At 61.1% G+C, this 21,541-nt stretch carries 21 protein-coding genes and 1 pseudogene; 9 read left to right on the plus strand and 13 right to left on the minus strand.

The annotated features are described in order from the left end of the window. Nucleotides 1-95: 95 nt before the first annotated feature. On the minus strand, nt 96-1,298 hold the full coding sequence (locus KKO72_RS16485; protein ID WP_214941332.1) for an MFS transporter: 1,203 nt from the start codon (nt 1,296-1,298) through the stop codon (nt 96-98). A gap of 43 nt (nt 1,299-1,341) precedes the next feature. After that, entirely contained in the window at nt 1,342-1,944 is a 603-nt protein-coding gene (locus KKO72_RS16490) for a helix-turn-helix domain-containing protein (protein WP_214941335.1), read from the minus strand. Between the two features lie 332 nt (nt 1,945-2,276). Between KKO72_RS16490 and KKO72_RS16495 the strand changes: the two genes are divergently transcribed. Further along, nucleotides 2,277-2,678, plus strand: a complete 402-nt coding sequence (locus KKO72_RS16495) for a bacteriohemerythrin (RefSeq protein ID WP_214941339.1) — start codon at nt 2,277-2,279, stop codon at nt 2,676-2,678. 158 nt (nt 2,679-2,836) lie between these two features. On the opposite strand, the gene KKO72_RS16500 is transcribed toward KKO72_RS16495, so the two are convergent. Further along, entirely contained in the window at nt 2,837-3,517 is a 681-nt protein-coding gene (locus tag KKO72_RS16500) for a uridine kinase (RefSeq protein WP_214941342.1), read from the minus strand. A gap of 279 nt (nt 3,518-3,796) precedes the next feature. On the opposite strand from KKO72_RS16500, the gene KKO72_RS16505 reads away from it, so the two are divergent. After that, nucleotides 3,797-4,783 carry an MDR family oxidoreductase gene (locus tag KKO72_RS16505; protein WP_214941345.1) on the plus strand — a complete coding sequence of 329 codons (987 nt, stop codon included), beginning with the start codon at nt 3,797-3,799 and terminating at the stop codon, nt 4,781-4,783. 29 nt (nt 4,784-4,812) lie between these two features. Then, nucleotides 4,813-5,430 (plus strand): type II and III secretion system protein, encoded by a 618-nt coding sequence (locus KKO72_RS16510; protein WP_214941348.1) that lies wholly within the window; start codon nt 4,813-4,815, stop codon nt 5,428-5,430. A 2-nt stretch (nt 5,431-5,432) separates the two neighbouring features. Here KKO72_RS16510 and KKO72_RS16515 read toward each other — a convergent pair whose 3' ends face one another. From KKO72_RS16515 to KKO72_RS16530, 4 genes are read right to left on the minus strand one after another with little or no spacing between them, the layout of a single operon-like run. After that, on the minus strand, nt 5,433-5,951 hold the full coding sequence (locus KKO72_RS16515; RefSeq protein ID WP_214941351.1) for a Rossmann fold nucleotide-binding protein: 519 nt from the start codon (nt 5,949-5,951) through the stop codon (nt 5,433-5,435). 11 nt (nt 5,952-5,962) lie between these two features. Beyond that, the gene (locus tag KKO72_RS16520) at nt 5,963-6,757 is read right to left on the minus strand and encodes a purine-nucleoside phosphorylase (RefSeq protein ID WP_214941354.1); all 795 of its coding nucleotides are present in this window, start codon (nt 6,755-6,757) and stop codon (nt 5,963-5,965) included. Beyond that, nucleotides 6,754-7,194, minus strand: a complete 441-nt coding sequence (gene cdd, locus KKO72_RS16525; RefSeq protein WP_214941358.1) for a cytidine deaminase — start codon at nt 7,192-7,194, stop codon at nt 6,754-6,756. The genes KKO72_RS16520 and cdd overlap by 4 nt, the downstream gene beginning before the upstream one ends. 46 nt (nt 7,195-7,240) lie before the next feature. Beyond that, entirely contained in the window at nt 7,241-8,191 is a 951-nt protein-coding gene (locus KKO72_RS16530) for a LysR substrate-binding domain-containing protein (protein WP_214941361.1), read from the minus strand. Nucleotides 8,192-8,408: 217 nt separating this feature from the next. Between KKO72_RS16530 and KKO72_RS16535 the strand changes: the two genes are divergently transcribed. Then, a complete protein-coding gene (locus tag KKO72_RS16535; RefSeq protein ID WP_214941365.1) occupies nt 8,409-8,819 on the plus strand; it encodes a hypothetical protein in 411 nt (136 codons plus the stop codon). Between the two features lie 17 nt (nt 8,820-8,836). On the opposite strand, the gene KKO72_RS16540 is transcribed toward KKO72_RS16535, so the two are convergent. The 4 genes from KKO72_RS16540 to KKO72_RS16555 form a co-directional block, all read right to left on the minus strand. Beyond that, nucleotides 8,837-9,703, minus strand: a complete 867-nt coding sequence (locus KKO72_RS16540) for an ABC transporter permease (RefSeq protein WP_214941369.1) — start codon at nt 9,701-9,703, stop codon at nt 8,837-8,839. Nucleotides 9,704-9,794: 91 nt separating this feature from the next. Beyond that, nucleotides 9,795-10,685 (minus strand): ABC transporter permease, encoded by an 891-nt coding sequence (locus tag KKO72_RS16545; RefSeq protein ID WP_214941372.1) that lies wholly within the window; start codon nt 10,683-10,685, stop codon nt 9,795-9,797. Further along, nucleotides 10,672-11,829, minus strand: a complete 1,158-nt coding sequence (locus KKO72_RS16550) for an ABC transporter ATP-binding protein (protein ID WP_251140720.1) — start codon at nt 11,827-11,829, stop codon at nt 10,672-10,674. Before KKO72_RS16550 ends, KKO72_RS16545 begins: the two co-directional genes overlap by 14 nt. 96 nt (nt 11,830-11,925) lie before the next feature. Further along, complete coding sequence (locus KKO72_RS16555; protein WP_214941378.1) at nt 11,926-12,993, minus strand: extracellular solute-binding protein; 1,068 nt, start codon at nt 12,991-12,993, stop codon at nt 11,926-11,928. A gap of 210 nt (nt 12,994-13,203) precedes the next feature. Here KKO72_RS16555 and KKO72_RS16560 point away from each other — a divergent pair, with 210 nt between their 5' ends. Beyond that, a complete protein-coding gene (locus KKO72_RS16560; protein WP_214941380.1) occupies nt 13,204-14,034 on the plus strand; it encodes a TIGR00266 family protein in 831 nt (276 codons plus the stop codon). A 77-nt stretch (nt 14,035-14,111) separates the two neighbouring features. Next, complete coding sequence (locus tag KKO72_RS16565; RefSeq protein ID WP_214941382.1) at nt 14,112-14,729, plus strand: ParA family protein; 618 nt, start codon at nt 14,112-14,114, stop codon at nt 14,727-14,729. Between the two features lie 234 nt (nt 14,730-14,963). On the opposite strand, the gene sstT is transcribed toward KKO72_RS16565, so the two are convergent. Continuing rightward, nucleotides 14,964-16,172, minus strand: coding sequence for a serine/threonine transporter SstT (gene sstT / locus KKO72_RS16570; RefSeq protein ID WP_251140721.1), 1,209 nt, complete (start codon nt 16,170-16,172; stop codon nt 14,964-14,966). 240 nt (nt 16,173-16,412) lie between these two features. Continuing rightward, nucleotides 16,413-19,388 (minus strand): DNA topoisomerase III, encoded by a 2,976-nt coding sequence (locus KKO72_RS16575; protein ID WP_214941389.1) that lies wholly within the window; start codon nt 19,386-19,388, stop codon nt 16,413-16,415. Between the two features lie 55 nt (nt 19,389-19,443). On the opposite strand from KKO72_RS16575, the pseudogene KKO72_RS16580 reads away from it, so the two are divergent. From KKO72_RS16580 to KKO72_RS16590, 3 genes and pseudogenes are all read left to right on the plus strand, one after another. Next, nucleotides 19,444-19,926, plus strand: a pseudogene (locus tag KKO72_RS16580) (SET domain-containing protein); the annotation flags it as partial. A 21-nt stretch (nt 19,927-19,947) separates the two neighbouring features. Further along, complete coding sequence (locus KKO72_RS16585) at nt 19,948-20,778, plus strand: biotin--[acetyl-CoA-carboxylase] ligase (RefSeq protein ID WP_214941392.1); 831 nt, start codon at nt 19,948-19,950, stop codon at nt 20,776-20,778. A gap of 8 nt (nt 20,779-20,786) precedes the next feature. Continuing rightward, the gene (locus KKO72_RS16590; protein WP_214941394.1) at nt 20,787-21,536 is read left to right on the plus strand and encodes an SPOR domain-containing protein; all 750 of its coding nucleotides are present in this window, start codon (nt 20,787-20,789) and stop codon (nt 21,534-21,536) included. Nucleotides 21,537-21,541: the final 5 nt, after the last annotated feature.

Genomic DNA, 21,541 nt, shown 5'->3' on the forward strand with positions numbered 1-21,541 from the left:
CACGATGGCGGGCAATTGATCGACTGACAAGCCCCACCATGTGCGCGACCAGAACAGCCACTGCTTTCGACCCGGCAGCAGTGTGCACCAAACCGTCAAAGCGGCGCACTTGTCGCCCCACGGCTCATCAGCATCAGACCACAGCCCAGCAACGCAAAACACACCACGGGCAGCACCATGCCCGGCCCACCGAAGGTTGAGATCACCAGGGCAAACAGAGGCGGTCCCAGCGTGGAGCCCAGATTGCCCATCTGTGCCACGGCGCCATTGGCGCGCGCCTGCACGGTGGGTTCATGGCTCAGGTAAGGAATCAAGGCAAAGGATGAGCCGCCTGCCAGACCCACGGTGTAGGTCAGCAACACCGCAACCGGCGCCATGCTGAGCCCTGAAATCAGACAGAAACCCAAAGCCAGACCGACCAATGCCATCGCTGTGAAAGCCCCCAGCACAAGCCGCCTTGGCGTGACCAGAGGTTGCGCCAACCAACCCGCAGAAAAGGTCCCGCTGATAGCGGCAAAAGGCAAGATGATCGCCACCCATGCACGATCAGCCCCGGCGTACTGGGGCACAAAAGTCAGCAAGGCAATGGCGGTGCTGGTGTAACAAAAAAAACACAGGCCTGGTAAGGCCGTGACCCAGTGTTGATAAAGGCGCAGGTGCAGCCTCGGCAAGGCGGCCAGGGTTGGCCAAGGCTGATCCTGTAAGGCGTCTTTCGGCAACATGATCAGGACCAGCACAAACATCATCGCCAGCCCGGCAGCATGCACCCCAAAAAGGCCGCTCAACTGAAAGTGCGCCAACACCCAGCCACCGCCCGCAGCAGTCAACGCAAATGCCACTGACACAAAAGTGCTCCATAGCCCCATGACCAGTGAATGGTGGCGCCGTGCACTTTGGCGAATGATCAGCACTGGGGCGGCCACCACCACCGCCAACTGGGAAAAGCCCTCGAACAAGCGCGTCAGCCACAACAAGGGAAACGGTGGCATCAGCGCTTGCAACAAGGCCAGTACTGCACCCAGCCCCATGCCCAGCAGCAAGAGTCGTCGATAGCCGATGGCAGGGGCGCACAGCCCGACGGTGACCCCCAAGACCAGGCCCACCGTGCCCACTGTCGACAAAATCCAGCCCATGGCTGTGGCCGTGGTGGCGTAAGTGGCCTGCAGGGTCTGAAAGGCAAAGGAAATTTTGGAGAACTGCATCGCTGCCAGCACGCCACATAACCACAAGGTGATGACCCTGGGCCAATGGGTGGCTGATGAGGCAGCGGGGGCGGAATCGGTCTTCGAGTTGGGCATGCGCCAATGTTCGCGTTGCGTCACGGGTGCGTCAACGCATAAGTTATGCGTCACTCTGCACGGTGGTGCAGAGGCGCCCAGGCAAACCATTGGCCAGCCAAACGCGCTCCCAGACCATGACGCTGCGGTGGATCTGCAGGCCCACGGTCTGCGCGGTACGCACATGCACCACCACCGGTGCGGGGGCCTCCTGCTCCCACCAGCCATTCGGCCCGAGCTGCTGCTCTGCCTGTGCGATGTCCTCGGTGGCAAATTGCCAGAGCGAGGTATGCAGCAGATCGGTTTCGGGAACACCCCACACTTGCTGACGGGATGGGGACGCCGCCAGCAACCGGTGGTCGACATCGGTAATCAAGTGCGTGGGCAAAGCGCAATGCTGAACCAGCCGCTGCAAGGCCGCATCCTGTGCCGGTGCCAGAGCCAAGGCCTGCAACAAGGCCTGAATGGTGTGCTCTGACGGCGTGATGCTGCCCTGCTCCCAGCGTGACACCGTGGCTTGGTTCACCCCAGCCATGGCGGCTACTGCTTCCTGCTTCAAGGCTTTGATGCGACGCAACCGCTTGAGTCGCTTGCCAAACGATGGCAGGGACGCAATAACTTGAATGGCATGCGACATGGCCAGCCCTTTCTCAGGCTTGTTCAGCATGAGCCGCTGCCAGCCTGTGGCAAGAGCTCAGCGATGAAAGGATGCCGCCTGAGGGCTTGAACCCCACTTTGCCTCTGGCTGCCGGGTTGGATGCCATCGCGTGGAGCAACCGACCCTTGCGCGCGCTGGCGGGCAGCTCAGGGGAGCAGGGCGGTGTTTGTGGGCTGATCATGGTGGGGAATGATACGTTTGCAGGGGGCAGACGCCGCAAGAGTTCGGCGCCCATGCCGGTCGTAGAATGTTTGCTCGCCGTGACAAATGTGCAAACACAGCAGGCATCACGCGAACCAATCCCTCTGTCAGGCCTTGGTATTTGACGCAGGAGAAGAATCGTGAAAGACCTCGTTTGGGACAAGATACTCAGCGTGGGTGTCACCGAGATTGATGAAGACCACCACAAGCTGATCCACATCTTCAACATCCTCAACCACGCCATTTCAGACGGCGAATCCAAAGAGTACCTGGCGGCCACCCTGGACGAGCTGGTTTACTGCACGGTCTGGCATTTCAGCCACGAAGAGCGCCTGATGCTCAAACACCGTTATCCAGAAGCGGAAGACCACAAAGCCGAGCACCAGGAACTGATCCAGAGCGCCAAGGAGCTGCAACGACGGCTGCTCCAACCAGGCGCCTCTTTCGCCGAGGAACATGTGTTGTTTCTGGAGCAATGGTTAACCAAACACATCCTCACCGCGGATGGGCGACTGGGGACGTTTTTGTCGCGGGTGATGTAGGTGCTGCCGGAAAACACGCATCGGATCTAGGCTCGCAGCCGACAACCAAATTTTCAGATCTCGGTCACCCAGGCCCTATATTTTGATGCTTTGGCGTTTTCATTCAGGTGCGGCAAGCCACAAAGTAGCCTTGCGTCCCCTTGAGTGACGGGATGGCATCACTGGGGTACATGGATAGTTGTGTTGGGGTCTGCGCCAGCGTCTCCTGAGTTTGCGAGCCAGCGATAGTTGAATAGTTGGTCCACGTTAATCACCAAGTCCGCAGAAGATATTAATGGACGGACCATGGCACAGTAGTCTTGCCACTCAGCTTGAATCCTGGTTTCCGCATCTGCGGGTTTCATACCCCTCTTCTGCATGTTTGCGCGGTAGCGCATGAGACGCAACGTCGACTCATCGGAGTCGAGGAAGACTTTCAGATGCATCCGGTTGGCAACGTCACGGTGAAACGAGTGAATCCCCTCAACGACGAGGACATCACAGGGGTCAACAACCCTTGGATTCACGTGCTTTGTTCCCGTCCTGTTGTCGTATGGATGGAGCGAGAACGGTTCTCGCACAGTGAATTTCCGAATCGCGGAGTCAAGGGCGCGGATGTCGATCGATCTAGGGTTGTAACCGCTAATTCCAAGCGCGTTGCGTTCTGTTCGGTCCTTCATGAACGAGTCCGTTGAGATCGAGTCGCAGGAAATACTGAGTTGAGCCAACGCGCCGCAGAGATGACTGGCTACGGTCGACTTCCCTGTATCCGCCCAACCACATAGCGCCACAAACAGCGGTGGGGTGTGATTGGTGAGTCTGGCCTGGATCAGACTTGCAAGTGTCCGAGGTAGGTTCATGTTCTGGACGCCAGCGACACGCTGGACATGAAGTGTGATGTAGAAAGGCTCAGCCCTGTCTCCTCAACATGGCGATTGTCGCCCCAACATCGGAGTAGAAAAGTTCCCGAGAATCGCTTGAAATAAGGGGCTTCGATGACTTGCGGTTCAAAGGACTGTCGATATAGAGCCCTTCCATCCACGATCCCGGTAGCGACAACAGCTGGTAACGCTGATGTACATCCCCCCAGCCATCAACCTGCACAATAGCGCCGTACCAAGCACCAAGGAAACAACAGCATGTTCAAAGGCATTCTCATCACCAAAGTCGAGGCGGGCTATTTGGCTCAGCTTCAAACTATCGACGACTCAGTGTTACCTGACGGAGATGTCCAGGTGCAGGTGGCCTGGTCCACCCTCAATTACAAAGATGGCCTGGCCATCACCGGCAAGTCGCCCGTGGTGCGTCGTTTCCCGATGGTTCCGGGCATCGACTTCGCTGGCACCGTCACCCACAGCAGCCATGCTGCCTGGAAAGTGGGTGACAAGGTGGTACTCAACGGCTGGGGTGTGGGTGAAACCCATTGTGGTGGTCTGGCCCAGGTGGCGCGGGTCAAGGGTGACTGGTTGGTGCCTTTGCCCGCCGCCTTCACCGAGCGCCAGGCCATGGCCATTGGCACCGCCGGTTACACCGCGATGTTGTGTGTGTTGGCGCTGGAGCGTCATGACATCAAACCCGCTGACGGTGAGATTCTGGTCACCGGTGCCAACGGGGGAGTGGGCAGTGTGGCCATCGCCCTGCTGGCCAAACTGGGCTACACCGTCGTGGCATCTACCGGACGTTTGGCCGAGTCTGACTACCTCAAGGCACTGGGCGCAACCCAAGTCATGGACCGTGCCGAGCTGTCGGCGCCGGGCAAAGCCATCGGCAAGGAACGCTGGGCAGGCGTGATCGACACCGTGGGCAGCCACACCCTGGCCAATGCCTGCGCCACCACCCAATACAACGGCGCCGTGGCGGCCTGCGGGCTGGCCGGTGGCATGGACTTCCCGGCCACGGTGGCGCCGTTCATCCTGCGCGGTATCACGCTCTATGGCATTGACAGCGTGATGGCGCCGCTGGCTGTGCGCCTGCAAGCCTGGGAGCGCCTGGCTCGTGACCTGGATGTGAGCAAGCTGGAAGCCATGACACGTGAGATCAGACTGGACCAGGCCATCGATGTCGCTGCTGAACTGCTGCAGGGTCAGGTGCGCGGGCGCGTGGTGGTGGATGTGGCGGGCAGCTGAGCCCGCCAGACAAACAGTACACACATCACATGAACCACACCAGACGTAACTGCATCACTGGGCTTGGCCTAGCCTGCCTGCTGGCCCTGCCGGCTTATGCACAACTGCCCCAGCGCAACCTGATTGTGGATGTGCGGCAGGTGGAGGCTGGCAATGAAGGGGGCTACTCGGCCAGCACCACAACGCGTGAGGCGCTGATGACGGCACAAACGGTCAGCGTGCGCAATGGCGAAAAAGCCAGCTTCAATGTGTCCAAGTCCATGCCGATGCAGTGGGTGCAGTCGGTATCGGTGCAAAGCGCTTCGATGGCGGCGTCGGGCGTGTCGGCGTCCAACACGGGTGGTGGCGTAACGAATGGTCTGGTGTGGCTGGAAGCGGGCCAGAGCCTGCAGGTGCAGCCACATTGGCTTGGTGGCAAACAGCCGGTGCGCCTGGAGATAGACGTGCAGTCGACCCGTGTTGGCCACCGCACCGGTGCCGAGCTGCCCGACCAGAGTAAAAGCCAACTGGTCACCACGGTGAATGCACCGCTGGGCCAATGGGTCACCGTGGCCATCAGCGGCAGTGCCTCACAAGCCGGGGTGTACAGCAGCCAGGCTGCAGCCAACAGCCAGCGTCTGCTGCAGATTCGGGTGCTGGCGCCCTGAAACTAGGTTGGCACCAGGCCCAATTCGCGTAACTGGGCCTCCAGCTCAGCCATCGAGCCCCAGGGCAGGATCGGTGCGTTCTGCCGCTCGTCTGGCGGGTTGCTCGGCAAGTCGTTGGACCAACCCCCACAGCCCACCAGCGGCAGCAAAGGCCGCTTGTGCAACCAGGCCAGGCAGACTTCCGAGATGGTGCCAGCGCGCCCGCCAATCACAATGCAGGCATCACCCGCCAGCGCCATCAGCAGGTTGCGCGCGTCCCCCATGCCACACGGGATAACCACAGTGGCAGGCCAGTCGGGCGCAGGCATCTGGTCCGGCGGCACGATGCTGAGCACCAGGCCACCCGCGCCAATCGCCCGCTCAGCCGCCACCCGGGTCGCCGGGCTGCCACAACCACTGACCAGAGTGATGCCCAGTTGCGCCAGCAGCGCGCCGGCCTGGGCCGCGAGTTCATAAGCGGCAGAGCCGGGCTCGGCGCTACCCAACACACAGACCTGGGGTCGACGGATGGAGGGGCTCATAAACGGGATACTCACGGCAAGGCGGCAATGATGTCGGCCAGCAAACGGCTGGCTTTGGCACTGCCTTCTTTCGCCTGCTCCAGGGTGTGGGCGTGGCTCAGCTGTTCTGTGGACAAGCCCGCGCCGTAGTTGGTGATGAAGGACAGCGCCAGCACACGCAGGCCCAGGTAACGCGCCAGGATGGTCTCGGGCACGGTGCTCATGCCAACCGCATCGGCACCGAGTAATTTGGCCATACGGATCTCGGCCGGGGTTTCAAACTGCGGGCCCAGCAGCCAGGCGTAGACACCTTCAAAAAGTGTAGCGCCTTGCCCTTTGGCGACGAGGGCTGAATGCAGTTTTAGCTCAGGATCATAAGCATCCACCATATTCACAAAACGCTGGTTGCCGGTGAGTCCGACCAGGGGTGAGCGCTGCGGCAGGTTCAGGTGGTCGCTGACCAGCATCAGGCTTTGGGGTGGCATGTCCAGCCGCAGGCTGCCTGCGGCATTGGTTTGCACCAGGGTGTGGCAACCCAGCGCCTGGAGCACTTGCAGCGGCAGCGCCATGCCGTCGACCGCGCCAGTTTCATAGCCGTGTTTGCGCCCGCTCATCACGGCCACCGCCTGACTGCCAATCTTGCCCAGCCACAACATGGCGCTATGGCCTGCCACGGTGGGCTGCGGGAAACCTTCGAGCTCGCTGTAGGGGATCTGGACGGCGTCTGTGATGTGTTCGGTGAGCCCGCCCCAGCCTGAACCCAGCACCACCGCGATGCGGGGTTGTAATTGCCCGGCGCGGGCCTGAATGGTGGCAAGCGCGTTCATGCTTGGGCTCCTAAGTGATCGGGTCCAAAACCTTCTGGCAGCAACTGAACCAGGGTGTAGCTTGGGCCGGTGGTTTCGTCGTTGGCGCACAGGATCGGCAGGTCTGGTGCACCAAACTCACGCAATTTCTGCCTGCAGCCACCGCAGGGTGTGGTCCAGGCGCTATGGTTTTTGCCACCGTTGCCGACCACCAGCACGGCGCGGGCGCGGGTGCTGCCCGCCAGCACCATCGCGCTCAGGGCCGAGGCTTCGGCGCACACACCTTCGGGGTAGGCGGCGTTTTCGACATTGCAGCCGGCGTGGATGCGCCCCAGGTCGTCGAGCACCGCAGCGCCTACTGGATAGCGGGAATACGGCGCATAGGCCTGGCGCTGGGCAGCGCGGGCGGCAGACAGCAGGGCCTGCTGCTGGGATTCGGTCAGGGTTTGAATGGTCATGGCTGCACTTTACTGCGAACCGGCGGCAAACCAGGCACTAAAGGCGTTAAGTCTGGCCCTGGTCAATTTCTTGCCGAAGCCACTGCTGAAAGGCCAGCACCACCGGCTGGGTGATGGCGGTTTTGGCAGACACCAGGTGGTAGGCGTAATACGAGGGCAAACTGGTGGCAAACGGGATCACCAGCCGGGCGCTGGCCACGTCGGCCTCGATCAGCTGTTGCTGGACCAACGCCACACCCTGGCCGTCCAAAGCGGCTTCGAGCGTGAGGATGGCGTTTGAAAACCGCAGGCCACGCGCCACATCCACACCGCTGACACCGGCCTTCTGCAGCCAGCTTTGCCAACTCGGCATGGAGACCACCTCACGGGTCGAGTCGTCGTGGATCAACACATGCCGGCTCAGGTCCTGTGGCTGCTGCAGCGCCAGCTCACCCACAGACAGGCTGGGGCGGCAAGCCACCACAAAGTCCGGAGTGAACAGGTGTTCGACCTGGTAGGCCGGGTAGCGCCCGTTGCCAAACCGGATCGCCACCTCGCTGGTTTCGCTGCGTGGGTCGATCAACTGACCGGACTGGGCCAGCACCGCGTCGGGTTCGTCGATGTTGCCAATCAGGCTGGTGATGCGCACCAGCACCTCGGGGTGGGCCGCAGAAAACCGGCCCAGCCGGGGAATCAGCCAACGCGCCGCAAAAGCAGGTGGCGCCGTCACATGCAGCGTACGCTGCGCATGGTGTTGGGTGAGTTCCACCCCGGCGGCAAACTGGTCCAGCCCGGCGCGGATCTTGGGGTACATGGCCTGGGCGTCGTCGGTCAGCGTCAGGGCGTTGGGGCCGCGCTGGAACAATGCCACACCCAGGTAAGACTCCAGCTTTTTGATCTGCTGGCTGACCGCCGCCGGGGTGACGTTCAACTCGGCTGCAGCCTTGGCAAAGCTGAGGTGGCGCACCGCTGCCTCGAAGGTGCGGAAGGTGGACAGGGCGGGGAGTCGGTAAACCACGGTGGAGGCCGAGCCGGCGGGCGGCAGGCTAAATAAAACTAAGGGTAAGCATCATAAATGATAGTTTGCTGCGGTGCAGCAACAGCACTACATTCGGCCATCGTTTTCCCTTACCAGCCGTTCCTTGCGTGGTGCTGACGGCTGACCCATACAACCCGTTGTCCTTGTGCTTGACCTGTTCAGACAAGGCAACTTCGCCCTTTGCCAGGAGTTCGTCATGAACGCATTTGTGAATTTGAAACCCATGCTCACCCCAGTGGCGGCTGAACATGCCTGGCTGGAATGGCCAGAGATCCTGAAGCGCCAGCAGGCGCTGGACACCCCGACCTGGATGGCCGACTGGCTGGAGGCAGCCCATCAGCCTTTGGGCGTGTCGGCAGACGACAGCGAGGTCGACACCTGGCCAGAGACGACCAACAGCCAAGAACCCATCCACACCCCCAACTGGCAGGCGGAGTGGCTGGACTGGATGGACAGCGGTTCTGCGGCCAAGCCAGCGCTTGAGGCCACAGCAGCACACACGGTGTGCCCGTTCAATACGACCAGAAACACAGGCGCAGCACCCAAAAGTAACCTGCCATGGCTGCTCTCACACCCGCCGGTTACCCAGCTGGACAAAGCGGCCTGAACCGCGCTTGATGCCCGTCAGTGGGTGTTGTTGGAGGTGCCGGGTTTGTTGCCCCGCATCATGGTCAAGGCCAGGACGGCGGAGGCCACCATCAGCAGCAAACTCACCGCGTTAAGCACCGGCGTGGCGCCTTCACGCATGCGGCCATACATCATCACGGTCAGTGGTGAGTCGGAGCCGACCAGCATCAGCGTGGTGTTGAAGTTCTCGAAACTCATCAAGAACGAGATCGCCGCCGAGCCGATCAGCGCGGGTTTCAGGTACGGCAGGGTGATGGTCCACAACACCGCCAGGCGCGACGCACCCAGGTTGTAGGCCGCTTCTTCCAGGGTGACATCAAATCGCTTGAGGCGCGCGGTGATGGTCAGCGTGGCAATCGACACAATGTAGGAGAACTGGCCCAGCACCACCAGCGGCAGGCCGGGGCGCAGAAACTCCAACTCCAGGCCCCATAGGTCGTCGGCCAGATTGGCAATGCGGCTGGCAAAGGCCAGGATCGAGATACCCAGAATCACCCCCGGTATCACCAGCGGCGCCAGCATCAGCAGGCTCAAAGCCTGTTTGCCACGGAACTGGGTGCGCTCAATCAAAAACGCGTTGGCGGTGCCAACCAGCACCGACAGGATCGTGACCCAGCAAGCCACCACCACACTGGTCCACAGGCTGCCCAGCAAAGCCGCGTCAGCAAACAGGCCGGTGCGCCCGGTGTGGCCTACAAACCAATCCAGCGTGAAACCACGCCAGGGTGGCGCTGGGTAAGGTGCGTCGTTAAAAGCAAACACCGCCACCACCACCAAGGGCAGGAACAAAAACGCAAAAAAGGCCAAGCCATACACCACGGTGCTGGCGCGTAACCACAGCGGGCGGGGCAGGGAGGCAATCACGCGGCACCTCCAAAGGGTTTTAAGCAAAATTGGCCTCTAGCCCTCGGATACAGAGGGCTAGTAGCTATTAAGTTTGAAGCATTCAAGCTGATCATGAGCGTTGCATCACTTCACCAAATTTCTGACCGCTGAGCTTGAGACCAACCCAGACGATGGCGGTGCTCAGGGCCAGCAGCAAGAAACCAAACGCCGCACCCTGCTCCCAGTTGAAGCGGGTGATGAACTGGGTGTAGATCTGCTCGGTGAACCACTGCGAGTTTTTGCCACCCAAAAGCGTGGGCGTCAGGTAATTGCCCAGCGTCAGCATAAACACCACGATACAACCCGCCACAATGCCGGGCGCCGCGTGCGGGATGACGATCTGGCGCAGGATCGACCAGCCGTTGCCACCCAGATCGTAGGCCGCTTCAATCAGCGAGTCGTCGAGGCTTTCCAGCGCGCTGATCAGCGGGATCACCATGAACAGCATCGAGGTGTAGACCAGTCCGACCAGAATGGTGGCGTCGTGGTAGAGCAGCTCCACCGGCGCTGGTGTCACACCCAGCCAGACCAGCAGCGCGGGCAACACGCCCGACTCGCGCAGCAGAATCATCCAGCCCAGGGTACGCACGGTTTCACTCACCCAGAACGGGATCAGGCACATCACAAATAACATCGATTTGGCGTGGCCCCGCACCAACTTGGCAATCGTCCAGGCAATCGGGAACGCCATCAGCAGCGTGAGGGCAGTGGCCACAATCGACATCAGCGCGGTGCGCATGAAGGTATGCCAGTACAGCGGCTCTTCAAAAAAGGTGCGGAACTGCGCCAGGCTGGGCTCGTACACCCGTGGCGCCACACGTGCGCGCATCGACAAAATACCCAGCTCCACATGCGGCAACACAATCAGCCCAAGCAGCCACAACAAGGCCGGAGCCAGCAATAGCATCAGCATCAGCCGCGCCACATGGCGCGACTGGTTGGGGGTGTTAGCTGAAGACATGGTCGTTGGCCGTGGTACTGGCAGCAAAACACACCGCACGCTGTGGGTCAAAGCCAAAAAACACGGTTTCACCCACCGCCAGGTCGGCGAACTCACCGGTTTGTGGCAAGGCAATACGAAACTCGGTGCCTGACTGCGCTTCGGTGAGCAACACCGCCGAGTTGGCACCGTCAAATAACAAGCTGTCGACCCGTGCACTGAAACACGGCAAACCCACATCCGTCAGCACCGCCGCCTGGCGCGCCAGGCGGGCGACTTCGGGCCGCACAAAGGCCTCGACCGCATCACCCCGATTGATCTGGCCAATGGCACGTGCTGGCATCACCAGACCATGCGCGCTGGTGACCGTGACCATGTTGCCATTTACCTCGGTGGCGCGGCCAGCCAGGCGGTTGTTGGCACCCACAAAACCCGCCACAAACGGCGTCTGTGGCTCGTAATACAGCTGTTGCGGCGTGCCCACCTGCTCAAAACGACCGTGGTTCATCACCGCCACATGGTCACTCAGCACCAGCGCCTCGGACTGGTCATGGGTGATGTAGACAAAGGTGGTGCCAAACGCGGCTTGTAACTGCTTGAGCTCGATCTTCATGTGCTCGCGCAGCTTCAGGTCCAGCGCGCCGAGCGGCTCGTCGAGCAGCAGCAGCGTCGGCTCCAGCACCAAGCTGCGGGCAATGGCCACACGCTGTTTCTGCCCGCCCGAGAGCTGGTCGACCCGTTTGTTCTGCGCACCGGGCAGGCTGACCCGCGCCAGCATGTCGCCTACCCGGCGTTTGATTTCGTCCTTGGCCACACCCCGGCGTGCCAGGCCATAACCCACGTTGTCACCCACTGTCATCATCGGGAACAGCGCCAGGTGCTGGAACACCATGTTCACCGGGCGTTTGTTAGGCGGCACACCGTTCATGGGCTTGCCGCCGATCAGGATCTCGCCCGAGTCGGGGCTCAGAAACCCGGCAATCATGCGCAGCAGCGTGGTTTTGCCGCAGCCCGAGGGGCCCAGGATCGAGAAGAAACTGCCGCGCGCCACCGAGAAGGACAAGTCGTCCACCGCACGGAAGGCACCGTAGTGCTTGGCGACACGGGTGGCTTGCAGGTCAGGCTGCGCGGCAGCCGGGTTGGCGTGTAGAGGGGAAGGTGTCAAGACAGGTCCAACGCACATCCAGATCCAAATAGCACCCTGCCACACCGGGGATGTCCGGCCTGGCAGGGTGTGCGGGCGTGGCCCGCAGAGTCAACTTCAGTTGGCGGCCTTGATGCGATCCAGCACCTTGCCTTCGATGTCCTCAATGCCAGCGGGCACAGCCGGGTACCACTTGATGTTCTTGAGCGCGGCTTCGGGGAAGCTGGTCGCAAACTGGGCCTTGAGCTTGGCATCCATCAACTGGTCTGCACCCTTGGAGGCGGTGAAGTTGCCCGCCGAGCCAGCCACCTTGGCAGCGATTTCGGGGCGCATGTTGAAGTTGATCCAGGCGTAGGCGGCAGCGTCGTTCTTGCCTTTGGCGGGAATCGCAAAGGTGTCGATCCAGCCCAGTGCACCAGACTTGGGTGCGAGGAACTGGATTTCAGGCTTTTCGTTGTTGAGCTTCCAGCCGCCCGTGTCCCACATCATGGCGCCGACAATTTCACCAGCGCGCATGCCATTGAGCAGCTGGTCCTTGTTGTCCCAGTAGAACTTGACGTTGGGCTTGCAGGCGATCAGGGTCTTGCCAACTTCGTCCATCAGTTCGGTGTAGGCCTTGGGGTTGCTGTACAGCGCAAACGGGTCTTTGCCCGAGGCAAAGGCAAAAGCCAGCAGGGTTGGGCGTTTCAGTCGGTAGGCCACCTTGCCCTTGAACTCGGCCTTGCACAGGTCGGTGTAGTTCTCCATCTTGGCCAGTTTGGTGTTGACCACCAGGCCGTCGGTGCCCCAGATGTGCGGCAGGCCATACACCTTGCCAGCCACCGTGGTGTTGATCTTGGTGGCATCCAACATGCTGGGGATGAACAGCTCGGTCTTGAGCTTGCTCAGGTCCATCGGTTTGTAGATGCCGAATTCAGTTTGTGGGCCAGCAATGCGGTCTTGCGAGGGCTGAGCCAGGTCAAACCCGGCGCCACCGGTGGCCCGCAGCTTGGAGATCATCTCTTCGTTGTTGGACAGGGTCAGTTCGACCTTGTAGCCGGTTTCCTTCTCAAACTGAGCCACCACATCCGCGGGCGCGTAGTCGGCCCAGGTCAGCAAACGCAGGGTTTTCTCCTGGGCTTGGGCCAGGCCAGCGCAGCCCAGCGCGATCACAGCAGCAGCAACAAACGTGTAGCGGATTTTCATGGATGAGTCCTTTGGGTTGATGGGTGAAACTCAGGCCAGGTGGCATGCACATCCTGTGCCAGCACGCCAGAATACGACACTTTAATGACATTTTGGTGTCTGCGCGAGGTCATTCTTACCCATGCGCCAGATGGGGTGGCGCTGTCAAAAAATCTTGCTATCGTTGCGCCCGGGCAGGCCGGGTGGCGCTGCTGTTTCAAGGAGTGAAAAATGGCGATGGATGTGGTGGACTACGAGATTTTTGGCAACGAAATGCAATACGTCGAGGTTGAACTCGACCCCGGTGAAGCGGCCGTGGGTGAGGCCGGTGTCATGATGTACATGCAGGCCGGTATCCAGATGGACACCGTGTTTGGCGACGGCGCCCAGCAAGGTGGCCTGTTTGGCAAGCTGATGGGCGCGGGCAAGCGCCTGCTGACCGGTGAGAGCCTGTTCACCACCGTGTTCCAGAACACCGCCTCCAGCAAACAGCGCGTGGCCTTTGCCGCACCCTACCCCGGCAAGATTGTGCCGATCGACTTAAGTGCACTGGGTGGCACCTTGTTGTGCCAGAAAGACTCGTTTTTGTGCGCCGCCAAGGGTGTGTCGCTGGGCATTGCCTTCCAGCAGAAGCTGGGCGTGGGCTTGTTCGGGGGTGAAGGCTTCATCATGCAAAAGCTCGACGGCGACGGCCTAGCCTTCATCCACGCCGGTGGCACGTTGATGGAGCGCACCTTGGCCCCAGGCGAAACCCTGCGGGTGGACACCGGCTGTGTGGTGGCCTACCAGCCGTCGGTGGACTTTGACATCCAGTACGTGGGCAAGATCAAATCGGCGCTGTTTGGCGGCGAAGGCCTGTTTTTTGCCACCTTGCGCGGCCCGGGCAAGATCTGGCTGCAGTCGCTGCCGCTGTCACGCCTAGCCAACCGCATCATCGCCTCGGCCCCGGCTGCGGGTGGGCGCTCGTCAGAGCAGGGTTCGGTGCTCGGTGGTGCGGCCTTGGGCGGCACCTTGCTGGGTGGTGGTCTGCTCGGTGGCCTGCTGGGTGGCGAAGACGAGTAAACGCCAAGGTTTCAAAGCATTTTTGGCCTCTAGCCCTTTTATATAAAGGGCTAGTAGCTATTTAACCAGGAGCATCTATGCCAGTGATTGTTGTGGCCAACCCCAAGGGGGGTGTGGGCAAATCCACACTCTCAACCCAGATCGCGGGCTACTTTGCCTCGCGTGGCCAGTCGGTGATGCTGGGCGACGCCGACCGGCAGTTGTCGAGCAAACTCTGGCTGTCCTTGCGACCCGACAGCGCCCGGCCCATCACCAGCTGGGAAGTGGACCGCGACGACATCGCCAAACCGCCCAAAGGCACGACCCATGTGGTGCTGGACACCCCGGCCGGGCTACACGGCAAACGCCTCAAGGAGGTGCTGAAACTGGCGCACAAGGTGGTAGTGCCGCTGCAAGCCAGTGTGTTTGACATCTTTGCCACCAAAGATTTCCTGGACGAGCTGGCGCAAAGCGCCCAAGCCGCCAAAACACAGATCGGCATCGTAGGCATGCGGGTGGATGAACGCACCCGCGCCGCTGAGCAATTGCGCACTTTTGTCGAGTCCACCGGCCTGCCGGTACTGGGTTATGTGCGCAACACCCAGAACTACGTGCAACTCGCCGCCCGTGGCCTGACCGTGTTTGACCTGGACCCCGAGCGTGTCGCGCGTGACCTAGCGCAGTGGCAGCCGATTTGTGAGTGGTTGGATCAGTAAGGGGCAGGTTGTGGAGGTCGGGCAGCGCTGTACGGCGATCGTGACGCTTGCCTACGGCACCGGATTGCGTGCCAATGAAGTGATCATATTGAAGTCACCGACATCGACAGTCAACGCATGAAGGTGCACGTAGAACTCGGCAAGGACCGCTACGCCATGATCTCGACGGTCTTGCGCTGACGCCCGCCCGGACGTCGCCCGATAAAGCGCTCTCCGCACAGCAACTCAACCGTGCTATTGACTTGTGCTCGCCAGTTTCAACGGTTCGCCCGTTTCAGCGGCACAGCCGGCAGCGGTCAGCAGCACATCGGTGGAGGAGTTCAGGGCGGTCTCGGTCGAGTCCTGTATCACGCTGATGACAAAGCCGATCGCCACCACTTGCATGGCCACATCGTTTGAAATGCCGAATAGCGACGTGGCCATCGGGATCAGCAGAAGCGAGCCGCCCGCCACCCCTGACACGCCGGCAGCGGCGAACGAGGACACGACGCACAGCAGCAGCGCGGTCGGTACATCGACATGAATGCCCAGTGTGTGCGCGGCGGCCAGGGCCATCACCGAGATCGTGATGGCTGCCCCAGCCATGTTGATCGTGGCGCCCAGCGGAATGGTGATCGAATAGGTGTCCTCGTGCAGGCCCAAACGCTTGCACAGTGCGAGGTTAATCGGGATATTGGCTGCCGAGCTGCGGGTGAAGAAGGCGGTCACGCCACTCTCACGCAGGCAGGTGAAAACCAGGGGATAAGGATTGCTGCGAATCTTCCAGAACACGATCATCGGGTTCACCACCAGCGCAACAAAAAGCATGCAACCGACGATGACCAGCAGCAGATGCGCGTAGCCCAGCAAGGCACCAAAACCCGATTCGCCCAGCGTGCCAGCGACAAGGCCAAAGATACCCAACGGCGCAAAACGGATGACCGTCTGCACGATGCCGGTCACCGCGTCGGCCAGGTCGTTGAGCATCGTCCGCGTGGCAGCACTGGCGTGGCGCAGCGCCATGCCAAGGGCGACCGCCCACGCCAGGATGCCGATGAAGTTGCCTTCCAGCAGGGCTTTGACCGGACTGGTAAATATGCTCAGCAACAGGTTCTTGAGCACGACCACGATGCCACTCGGTGGTGTGCCAGCGGCCGGCGGCGCGCTCAGGACCAGCGTGGTTGGAAAGCTGAAGCTGGCGATGACCGCCACCGCAGCAGCGGCCAGCGTGCCAACAACATACAACATCAAGATCGGGCGAATATGGGTCGGCTGACCATGTTCGTGACTGGAGATGGCGGCCATCACCAGGATGAACACCAGGACTGGCGCGACGGCCTTCAGGCTGGAGATGAAGAGGTCTCCCAGTATCGCGACGGATGGGGTCGCGCCGGGCGCGATCAGGGCCAGAGCGATGCCCAGGACCAGGCCGATCGTGATCTGGACAATGAGGCTCAGGCGCATCAGTCGCTGCAGAGCCGTGGGGTTCGTGTTTTTCATGAGTCAGTCTCTTTGTGGGTAACTTGATGGATTGGCAAGAGTTGCTGCAGCATCTGCATTCCAGGCCGAGCAACTCGTCTGCTCTAAAGTTGATAGTGGAAAGTTGTGGTGACCGTTGGGTGTGGTGCTAAAACTGCAGTCATGCAAGGGGCCAAAGGCAGTGTGGCGCTTGTCAGGCACCACACCCAATACTGATGCGACTCTTTAACCCAGGTGTTTGCCCACAATGCCCGCCAGTTCAAACATGCTGACCTGCGGCTGGCCAAACACCGCGAGTAGCTTGGCGTCGGCATTGATGGCGCGTTTGTTGGTGGCGTCTTGCAGCTTGTTAGCCTTGATGTAGTCCCACAGTTTTTTGATGACCTGGGCACGCGCAATCGGTTCGGCACCAATCACCGCAGCCAAAGCCGCGCTGGGGGTGGAGCCCGCACCAGCAGCGGGTGCCTTGCGCGGGGTTTTGGCGGTCGTCTTCTTGGCAGCAGGTTTAGTGGCTTTTGCACCTGTAGCCCTCGTTCCACCTGGGCTAGAAGCTGCTTTTTTGCTATCAACTGCGGCGCGTGTCAGCGGTGCCGCAGCGGTTTTACGCGGCGGGAACTTGCTGGGTGCAAACTCGAAGTTGACCTTGTCAGCGGTGGCGTCCCAGACCAGCATGGCCTTGAAGTTGCGCCGGGTGCGCATGCTGACAAACTTGTCGAGCAGATCGGTTTTGCCGGTGGCCAGCAACTTGCTCATCTGCTCGCGCTCAATCGGCTGCTGCAGGATGATCTGGCCGGTTTTGAAATCGCAGCTTGGTGTGGGTTGCGCGTCGGTGGGCACAGACTTTTCACACACATAGTTTTTGCCGTGTTCAAACACTGCCGCGCCACATTTTGGGCACGCACCCAGGCTGGTTTGTTCACCAAAGTCGACCAGCTCGCCGGTTTCCTCTCCCTTTTTGTCGTCGCCAAAGTCGAATTCAAGCTTGTAGTTCTTGGCCTCTTCGTCAAACTTGATGACCATCTCGGCGGTGAACGGCCAACCGGCCTTGGAGCGGAAGCCGTCGAGCGGGCCAATCTTTTTGTCGCGCAAAAATTGCTCGACTTCGGCCAGCTCGAAGGTGCGGCCAGCCGGGGTTTTGCCAAACGAGAAGCCGCAGCCTTCGCTGTGGCCGTCCGCGCCGGTGCAGGCATAACGGCGGTAGTTTTCTTTGACCACACCGCCGCAGTTGGGGCAGGGTGAGCTCAGCGTGGCGTAGTTGCCAGGCACGGTGTCGCGGTCGTATTCCTTGGCCTTTTTGACGATGTGTTCGGTCATCGCGGCAATCTCGGCCATGAAGGCGGCGCGGCTCAGCTTGCCTTGCTCCATCTGGCTGAGTTTGTATTCCCACTCGCCGGTGAGTTCGGCCTTGGAGAGTTCTTCCACACCCAGGCCACGCAGCAGGGTCATCAACTGGAAGGCTTTAGCGGTGGGGATCAGCTCGCGCCCTTCACGCAGCATGTATTTCTCGGAGATCAAACCTTCAATGATGCTGGCGCGGGTGGCGGGTGTGCCCAGGCCTTTTTCCTGCATGGCTTCGCGCAGTTCGTCGTCTTCCACGGTTTTTCCGGCGCCTTCCATGGCGCCGAGCAAGGTGGCTTCTGAGTAGCGAGCCGGTGGCCGGGTTTTTAAGCCCTTGGGGTCGACAGACTCCGTTTTGACCTTTTCGCCGGGGGCGACCGGCACCAGGCTCTGGCCTTTGTCGCCGTCCTTGGCATCAGCCACTTCGTCGGCGGCTTCCTTGCCGTAGATGGCCAGCCAGCCCGGTTTGACCAGCACCTTGCCTTCGGTCTTGAAGTGGTGCTCCAGCGCCTTGGAGATGCGGGTGGTGACCTGGTATTCGGCACTCGGAAAAAACACCGCCATGAACCGTTTGACCACCAGGTCATACAGCTTTTGCTCTGCTTCTGATAGCCCGCTGGGCGCTTGTAATGTGGGGATGATGGCAAAGTGATCACTCACCTTGCTGTTGTCGAAGATGCGCTTGGAGGGCCGGATGTAGTTGTTGTTCAGCGCGGTGAGCGCGTGCGGCGCCAGGTGGCGCATGCCGGAGTTGGCCAGCATCTCAAAGGTCTGTTTGACCACCGGCACATAGTCTTCAGGCAAGGCGCGTGAATCGGTACGCGGGTAGGTCAGGGCCTTGTGGCGCTCGTAGAGGCTTTGCGCAATCGACAGCGTGGTCTTGGCGCTGAAGCCGAACTTGCCATTGGCCTCGCGTTGCAAGCTGGTCAAATCAAATAGCAGCGGGCTGGCTTGGGTGGTGGGTTTGCTTTCTTCGGTGACGGTGGCGTGTTGGCCACGCACTGCGTCGGCAATGGCTTGAGCTTCTTGCTGGCTCCAGACACGGTCGGCCTTTTTCTCGGCGTCTTCAGCATCCTTTTTCCAGGCCGGGTTGAACCACTTGGCCGGGTAGCTGCCAGCCTGGGCGGCAAATGACGCATGGATTTCCCAGTAGTCGCGCGAGACAAAACCACGGATCAGTTCTTCGCGCTCCACCACCACCGACAGCGTCGGGGTTTGCACCCGGCCCACGGTGGTCAAGAAAAAGCCACCGTCGCGCGAGTTGAACGCGGTCATGGCGCGGGTGCCGTTGATGCCGACCAGCCAGTCGGCCTCGGAGCGGCAGCGGGCGGCGTCGGCCAGGGGTTGCATCTGTTTGTCGCTGCGCAGGGCGTTGAAGCCGTCGCGGATGGCTTGGGGTGTCATCGACTGTAGCCACAGCCGGCTGACCGGTTTGCCCAGCGGTTTGGCGCCACCGGCGTATTGTTCGATCAGGCGGAAGATCAGCTCCCCCTCGCGGCCCGCGTCACAGGCGTTGATGAGTTGGCCCACGTCCTTGCGTTTGGCCAGTTTGACCACTGCGTTGAGGCGGGTCTTGGTCTTGTCAACCGGTTTGAGTTCGAAGTGCGGCGGGATCACCGGCAGATGGGCAAAACTCCATTTGCCGCGTTTGACGTCGTAGGCCTCGGGCGCCTGGATTTCGACCAGGTGGCCCACCGCGCTGGAGACCACATAACTGTCGTTTTCGAAATGCTCGTCGTGTTTCTCGAACTTGCCCGCCACCGGCGTGAGTGCACGCACGATGTCTTGTGCCACCGAGGGCTTTTCTGCAATGACCAGTGTTTTGCCTGCCACTGCTGTTTTAGTGTTTTCTGCGATAGTCATCTGAATACAATCCCTGTTCCTCGCGGGCGCACACGCGCACCCATACGAGTTCACGATACCAAATTTTTTAACCGTGTCGAAAAAATCACCCGCTACCTCCCGCCGCATCCAGGTGCGCCGCTCCGGCATCCATGGCCGGGGTGTTTATGCACTGCAGGACATCGCCGAGGGTGAAACCATCATCGAGTATGTGGGCGAGATCATCACCTGGGAAGAAGCCCAGGCGCGCCACCCGCACGACCCGACCAACCCGAACCACACCTTTTATTTTCATGTGAATGAAACCCGGGTGATCGACGGCGGGGTCAACGGCAACTCGTCACGCTGGATCAACCACTCTTGCGACGGCAACTGCGAGGCCGACGAAGACAAGGGCCGCATTTTCATCAAGGCGCTGCGCAATATCGCCGCTGGTGAAGAGCTGCACTACGACTACGGCCTGATCATCGACGAGCGTTACACGCCCAAACTCAAGGCCGAGTACCCGTGCTGGTGTGGCGCCAAAAACTGCCGTGGCACCCTGCTGGCACCCAAACGCAAGCGCAAGTAGCGCCACCCCATGACACTACCCGCCCTGACGCTCTGGCCCAGCGAAGCCCTATGGCAAGTTGTGGAGCCCCAGTTGCCCGGCTTCAGCGTCGAGGTGTTGCCCGAGATCGACTCCACCAATGCCGAGCTGATGCGCCGACTGCGCGCCGGTGTGGAAGACCCGGTGCTGCTGATTGCAGAACACCAGACCGCCGGGCGCGGGCGCATGGCACGCCCCTGGCACAGCAGCCCGGGAGCGGCTGGCAGCGCTGGCCCGGGCACATTGATGTTTTCCCTGGGCCTGTCGTTGGCACCCAAGGACTGGTCAGGCCTGTCGCTGGCCGTGGGCTGGAGCCTGGCCAACAGCCTGCACCCCGAGATCCGCCTGAAATGGCCCAATGACCTGTGGTGGCAGGGCCGCAAGCTGGCAGGCATCCTGATCGAGACCGCCAACACCCGGCAAGCGGCCTTGGCTGGCAGCCGTTATGTGGTGATTGGCATCGGCCTCAATATCCAACGCCCCGAGGTGGCTGGCTTGTCGACCGAACCCGCCGGGCTGGCCGAGCTGGTGCCCGGCATCAGCGCGATGCAGGCCTTGGCCCAGATACTGCCCCCCTTGGTGGAGACCCTGCGGGCGTTTGAGCAACAGGGTTTTGCGGCCTTTCAGGCACGTTTTAATGCCCGTGATGCGCTGGCGCAGACGCCGGTGACCCTGAGCGACGGCCAACAAGGTGTGACCATGGGGGTGGACCCGGTGGGGGCCTTGCTGTTGCAAACCGGGCAGGGTCTGCAGCGTGTGACCAGTGCCGAGGTCAGTGTGCGGCGGGCCGCTGCCCCGGCAAACCCTGCCAACGGTCACTAGGAGCGGCTATGTGGCGCCTGATGGTTCTGCTGCTGGTGTTGCTGAACCTGGGTGTTTTCGCCCGGGGGCAAGGCTGGTTGCTTGCTTACGGCTGGGGCACGACACAGCAGCACGAGCCGCAACGCGTGACACAACAGATTCGCCCCGAGGCGCTTGTGGTGCTGACGGACAAGGCAGACGCAGCACACACCGCTGCATCCGCACCAGAGCCCGCCCCTGCGTTGACGCCCGCCGAGCCAGTGGCCAGCAGCTGCTGGCAAAGTGGTGAACTGGATGAAGCTCAGGTCGACACATTGCGCCCGCTGCTCACGGCCAAATTGCCACCTGGGGCCTGGGTGCTGGACGAGAGTCGGCTGCCCGCACGCTGGATGGTCTACATGGGCCCCTACAACCAGGCGACGGAGCTGGCCAAAAAACGTGAGCAGCTGACAGAGTTGAAGGTCAAGTTTTTTGCCTTGAGCAACACAGCGCTGTCACCGGGCTTCTCGCTGGGTGTGTTTTCCACGGAAGAGTCGGCCAAAACCGGTTTGCAAGACCTGGTCAAACGCGGGGTGCGTTCGGCCCGGGTGATACAAGAGCGCCAGGCCAGTGTGACCTACCACCTGCGCCTGCCCAGCATCAGCGCGGCCGACCTGGCGGCGCTGGACAGCCTGCAGGCCGCATTGCCCGGCAAACCGCTGGTGCTTTGTCCACAGCCCGCATCAGCGCCTGAACAGGCTGCGGCTTCGGCACCCGGCGCTGCCACATCCCAGCCCTGACAGCT

The organism is Rhodoferax sp. U11-2br, from assembly GCF_018619435.1.
Taxonomy (GTDB): Bacteria; Pseudomonadota; Gammaproteobacteria; order Burkholderiales; family Burkholderiaceae_C; genus Rhodoferax.

What these genes read in the sequence shown, in the direction of transcription:
- KKO72_RS16545 (WP_214941372.1), bottom strand. Translation starts at nt 10,685, where the DNA reads ATGTCTTCAGCTAACACCCCCAACCAGTCGCGCCATGTGGCGCGGCTG.
- KKO72_RS16515 (WP_214941351.1), bottom strand. Translation starts at nt 5,951, where the DNA reads ATGAGCCCCTCCATCCGTCGACCCCAGGTCTGTGTGTTGGGTAGCGCC.
- KKO72_RS16485 (WP_214941332.1), bottom strand. Translation starts at nt 1,298, where the DNA reads ATGCCCAACTCGAAGACCGATTCCGCCCCCGCTGCCTCATCAGCCACC.
- sstT (WP_251140721.1), bottom strand. Translation starts at nt 16,172, where the DNA reads ATGCGCCTGAGCCTCATTGTCCAGATCACGATCGGCCTGGTCCTGGGC.
- cdd (WP_214941358.1), bottom strand. Translation starts at nt 7,194, where the DNA reads ATGACCATTCAAACCCTGACCGAATCCCAGCAGCAGGCCCTGCTGTCT.
- KKO72_RS16590 (WP_214941394.1), top strand. Translation starts at nt 20,787, where the DNA reads ATGTGGCGCCTGATGGTTCTGCTGCTGGTGTTGCTGAACCTGGGTGTT.
- KKO72_RS16555 (WP_214941378.1), bottom strand. Translation starts at nt 12,993, where the DNA reads ATGAAAATCCGCTACACGTTTGTTGCTGCTGCTGTGATCGCGCTGGGC.
- KKO72_RS16520 (WP_214941354.1), bottom strand. Translation starts at nt 6,757, where the DNA reads ATGAACGCGCTTGCCACCATTCAGGCCCGCGCCGGGCAATTACAACCC.
- KKO72_RS16565 (WP_214941382.1), top strand. Translation starts at nt 14,112, where the DNA reads ATGCCAGTGATTGTTGTGGCCAACCCCAAGGGGGGTGTGGGCAAATCC.
- KKO72_RS16560 (WP_214941380.1), top strand. Translation starts at nt 13,204, where the DNA reads ATGGCGATGGATGTGGTGGACTACGAGATTTTTGGCAACGAAATGCAA.
- KKO72_RS16500 (WP_214941342.1), bottom strand. Translation starts at nt 3,517, where the DNA reads ATGAACCTACCTCGGACACTTGCAAGTCTGATCCAGGCCAGACTCACC.
- KKO72_RS16575 (WP_214941389.1), bottom strand. Translation starts at nt 19,388, where the DNA reads ATGACTATCGCAGAAAACACTAAAACAGCAGTGGCAGGCAAAACACTG.
- KKO72_RS16585 (WP_214941392.1), top strand. Translation starts at nt 19,948, where the DNA reads ATGACACTACCCGCCCTGACGCTCTGGCCCAGCGAAGCCCTATGGCAA.
- KKO72_RS16490 (WP_214941335.1), bottom strand. Translation starts at nt 1,944, where the DNA reads ATGCTGAACAAGCCTGAGAAAGGGCTGGCCATGTCGCATGCCATTCAA.
- KKO72_RS16505 (WP_214941345.1), top strand. Translation starts at nt 3,797, where the DNA reads ATGTTCAAAGGCATTCTCATCACCAAAGTCGAGGCGGGCTATTTGGCT.
- KKO72_RS16535 (WP_214941365.1), top strand. Translation starts at nt 8,409, where the DNA reads ATGAACGCATTTGTGAATTTGAAACCCATGCTCACCCCAGTGGCGGCT.
- KKO72_RS16510 (WP_214941348.1), top strand. Translation starts at nt 4,813, where the DNA reads ATGAACCACACCAGACGTAACTGCATCACTGGGCTTGGCCTAGCCTGC.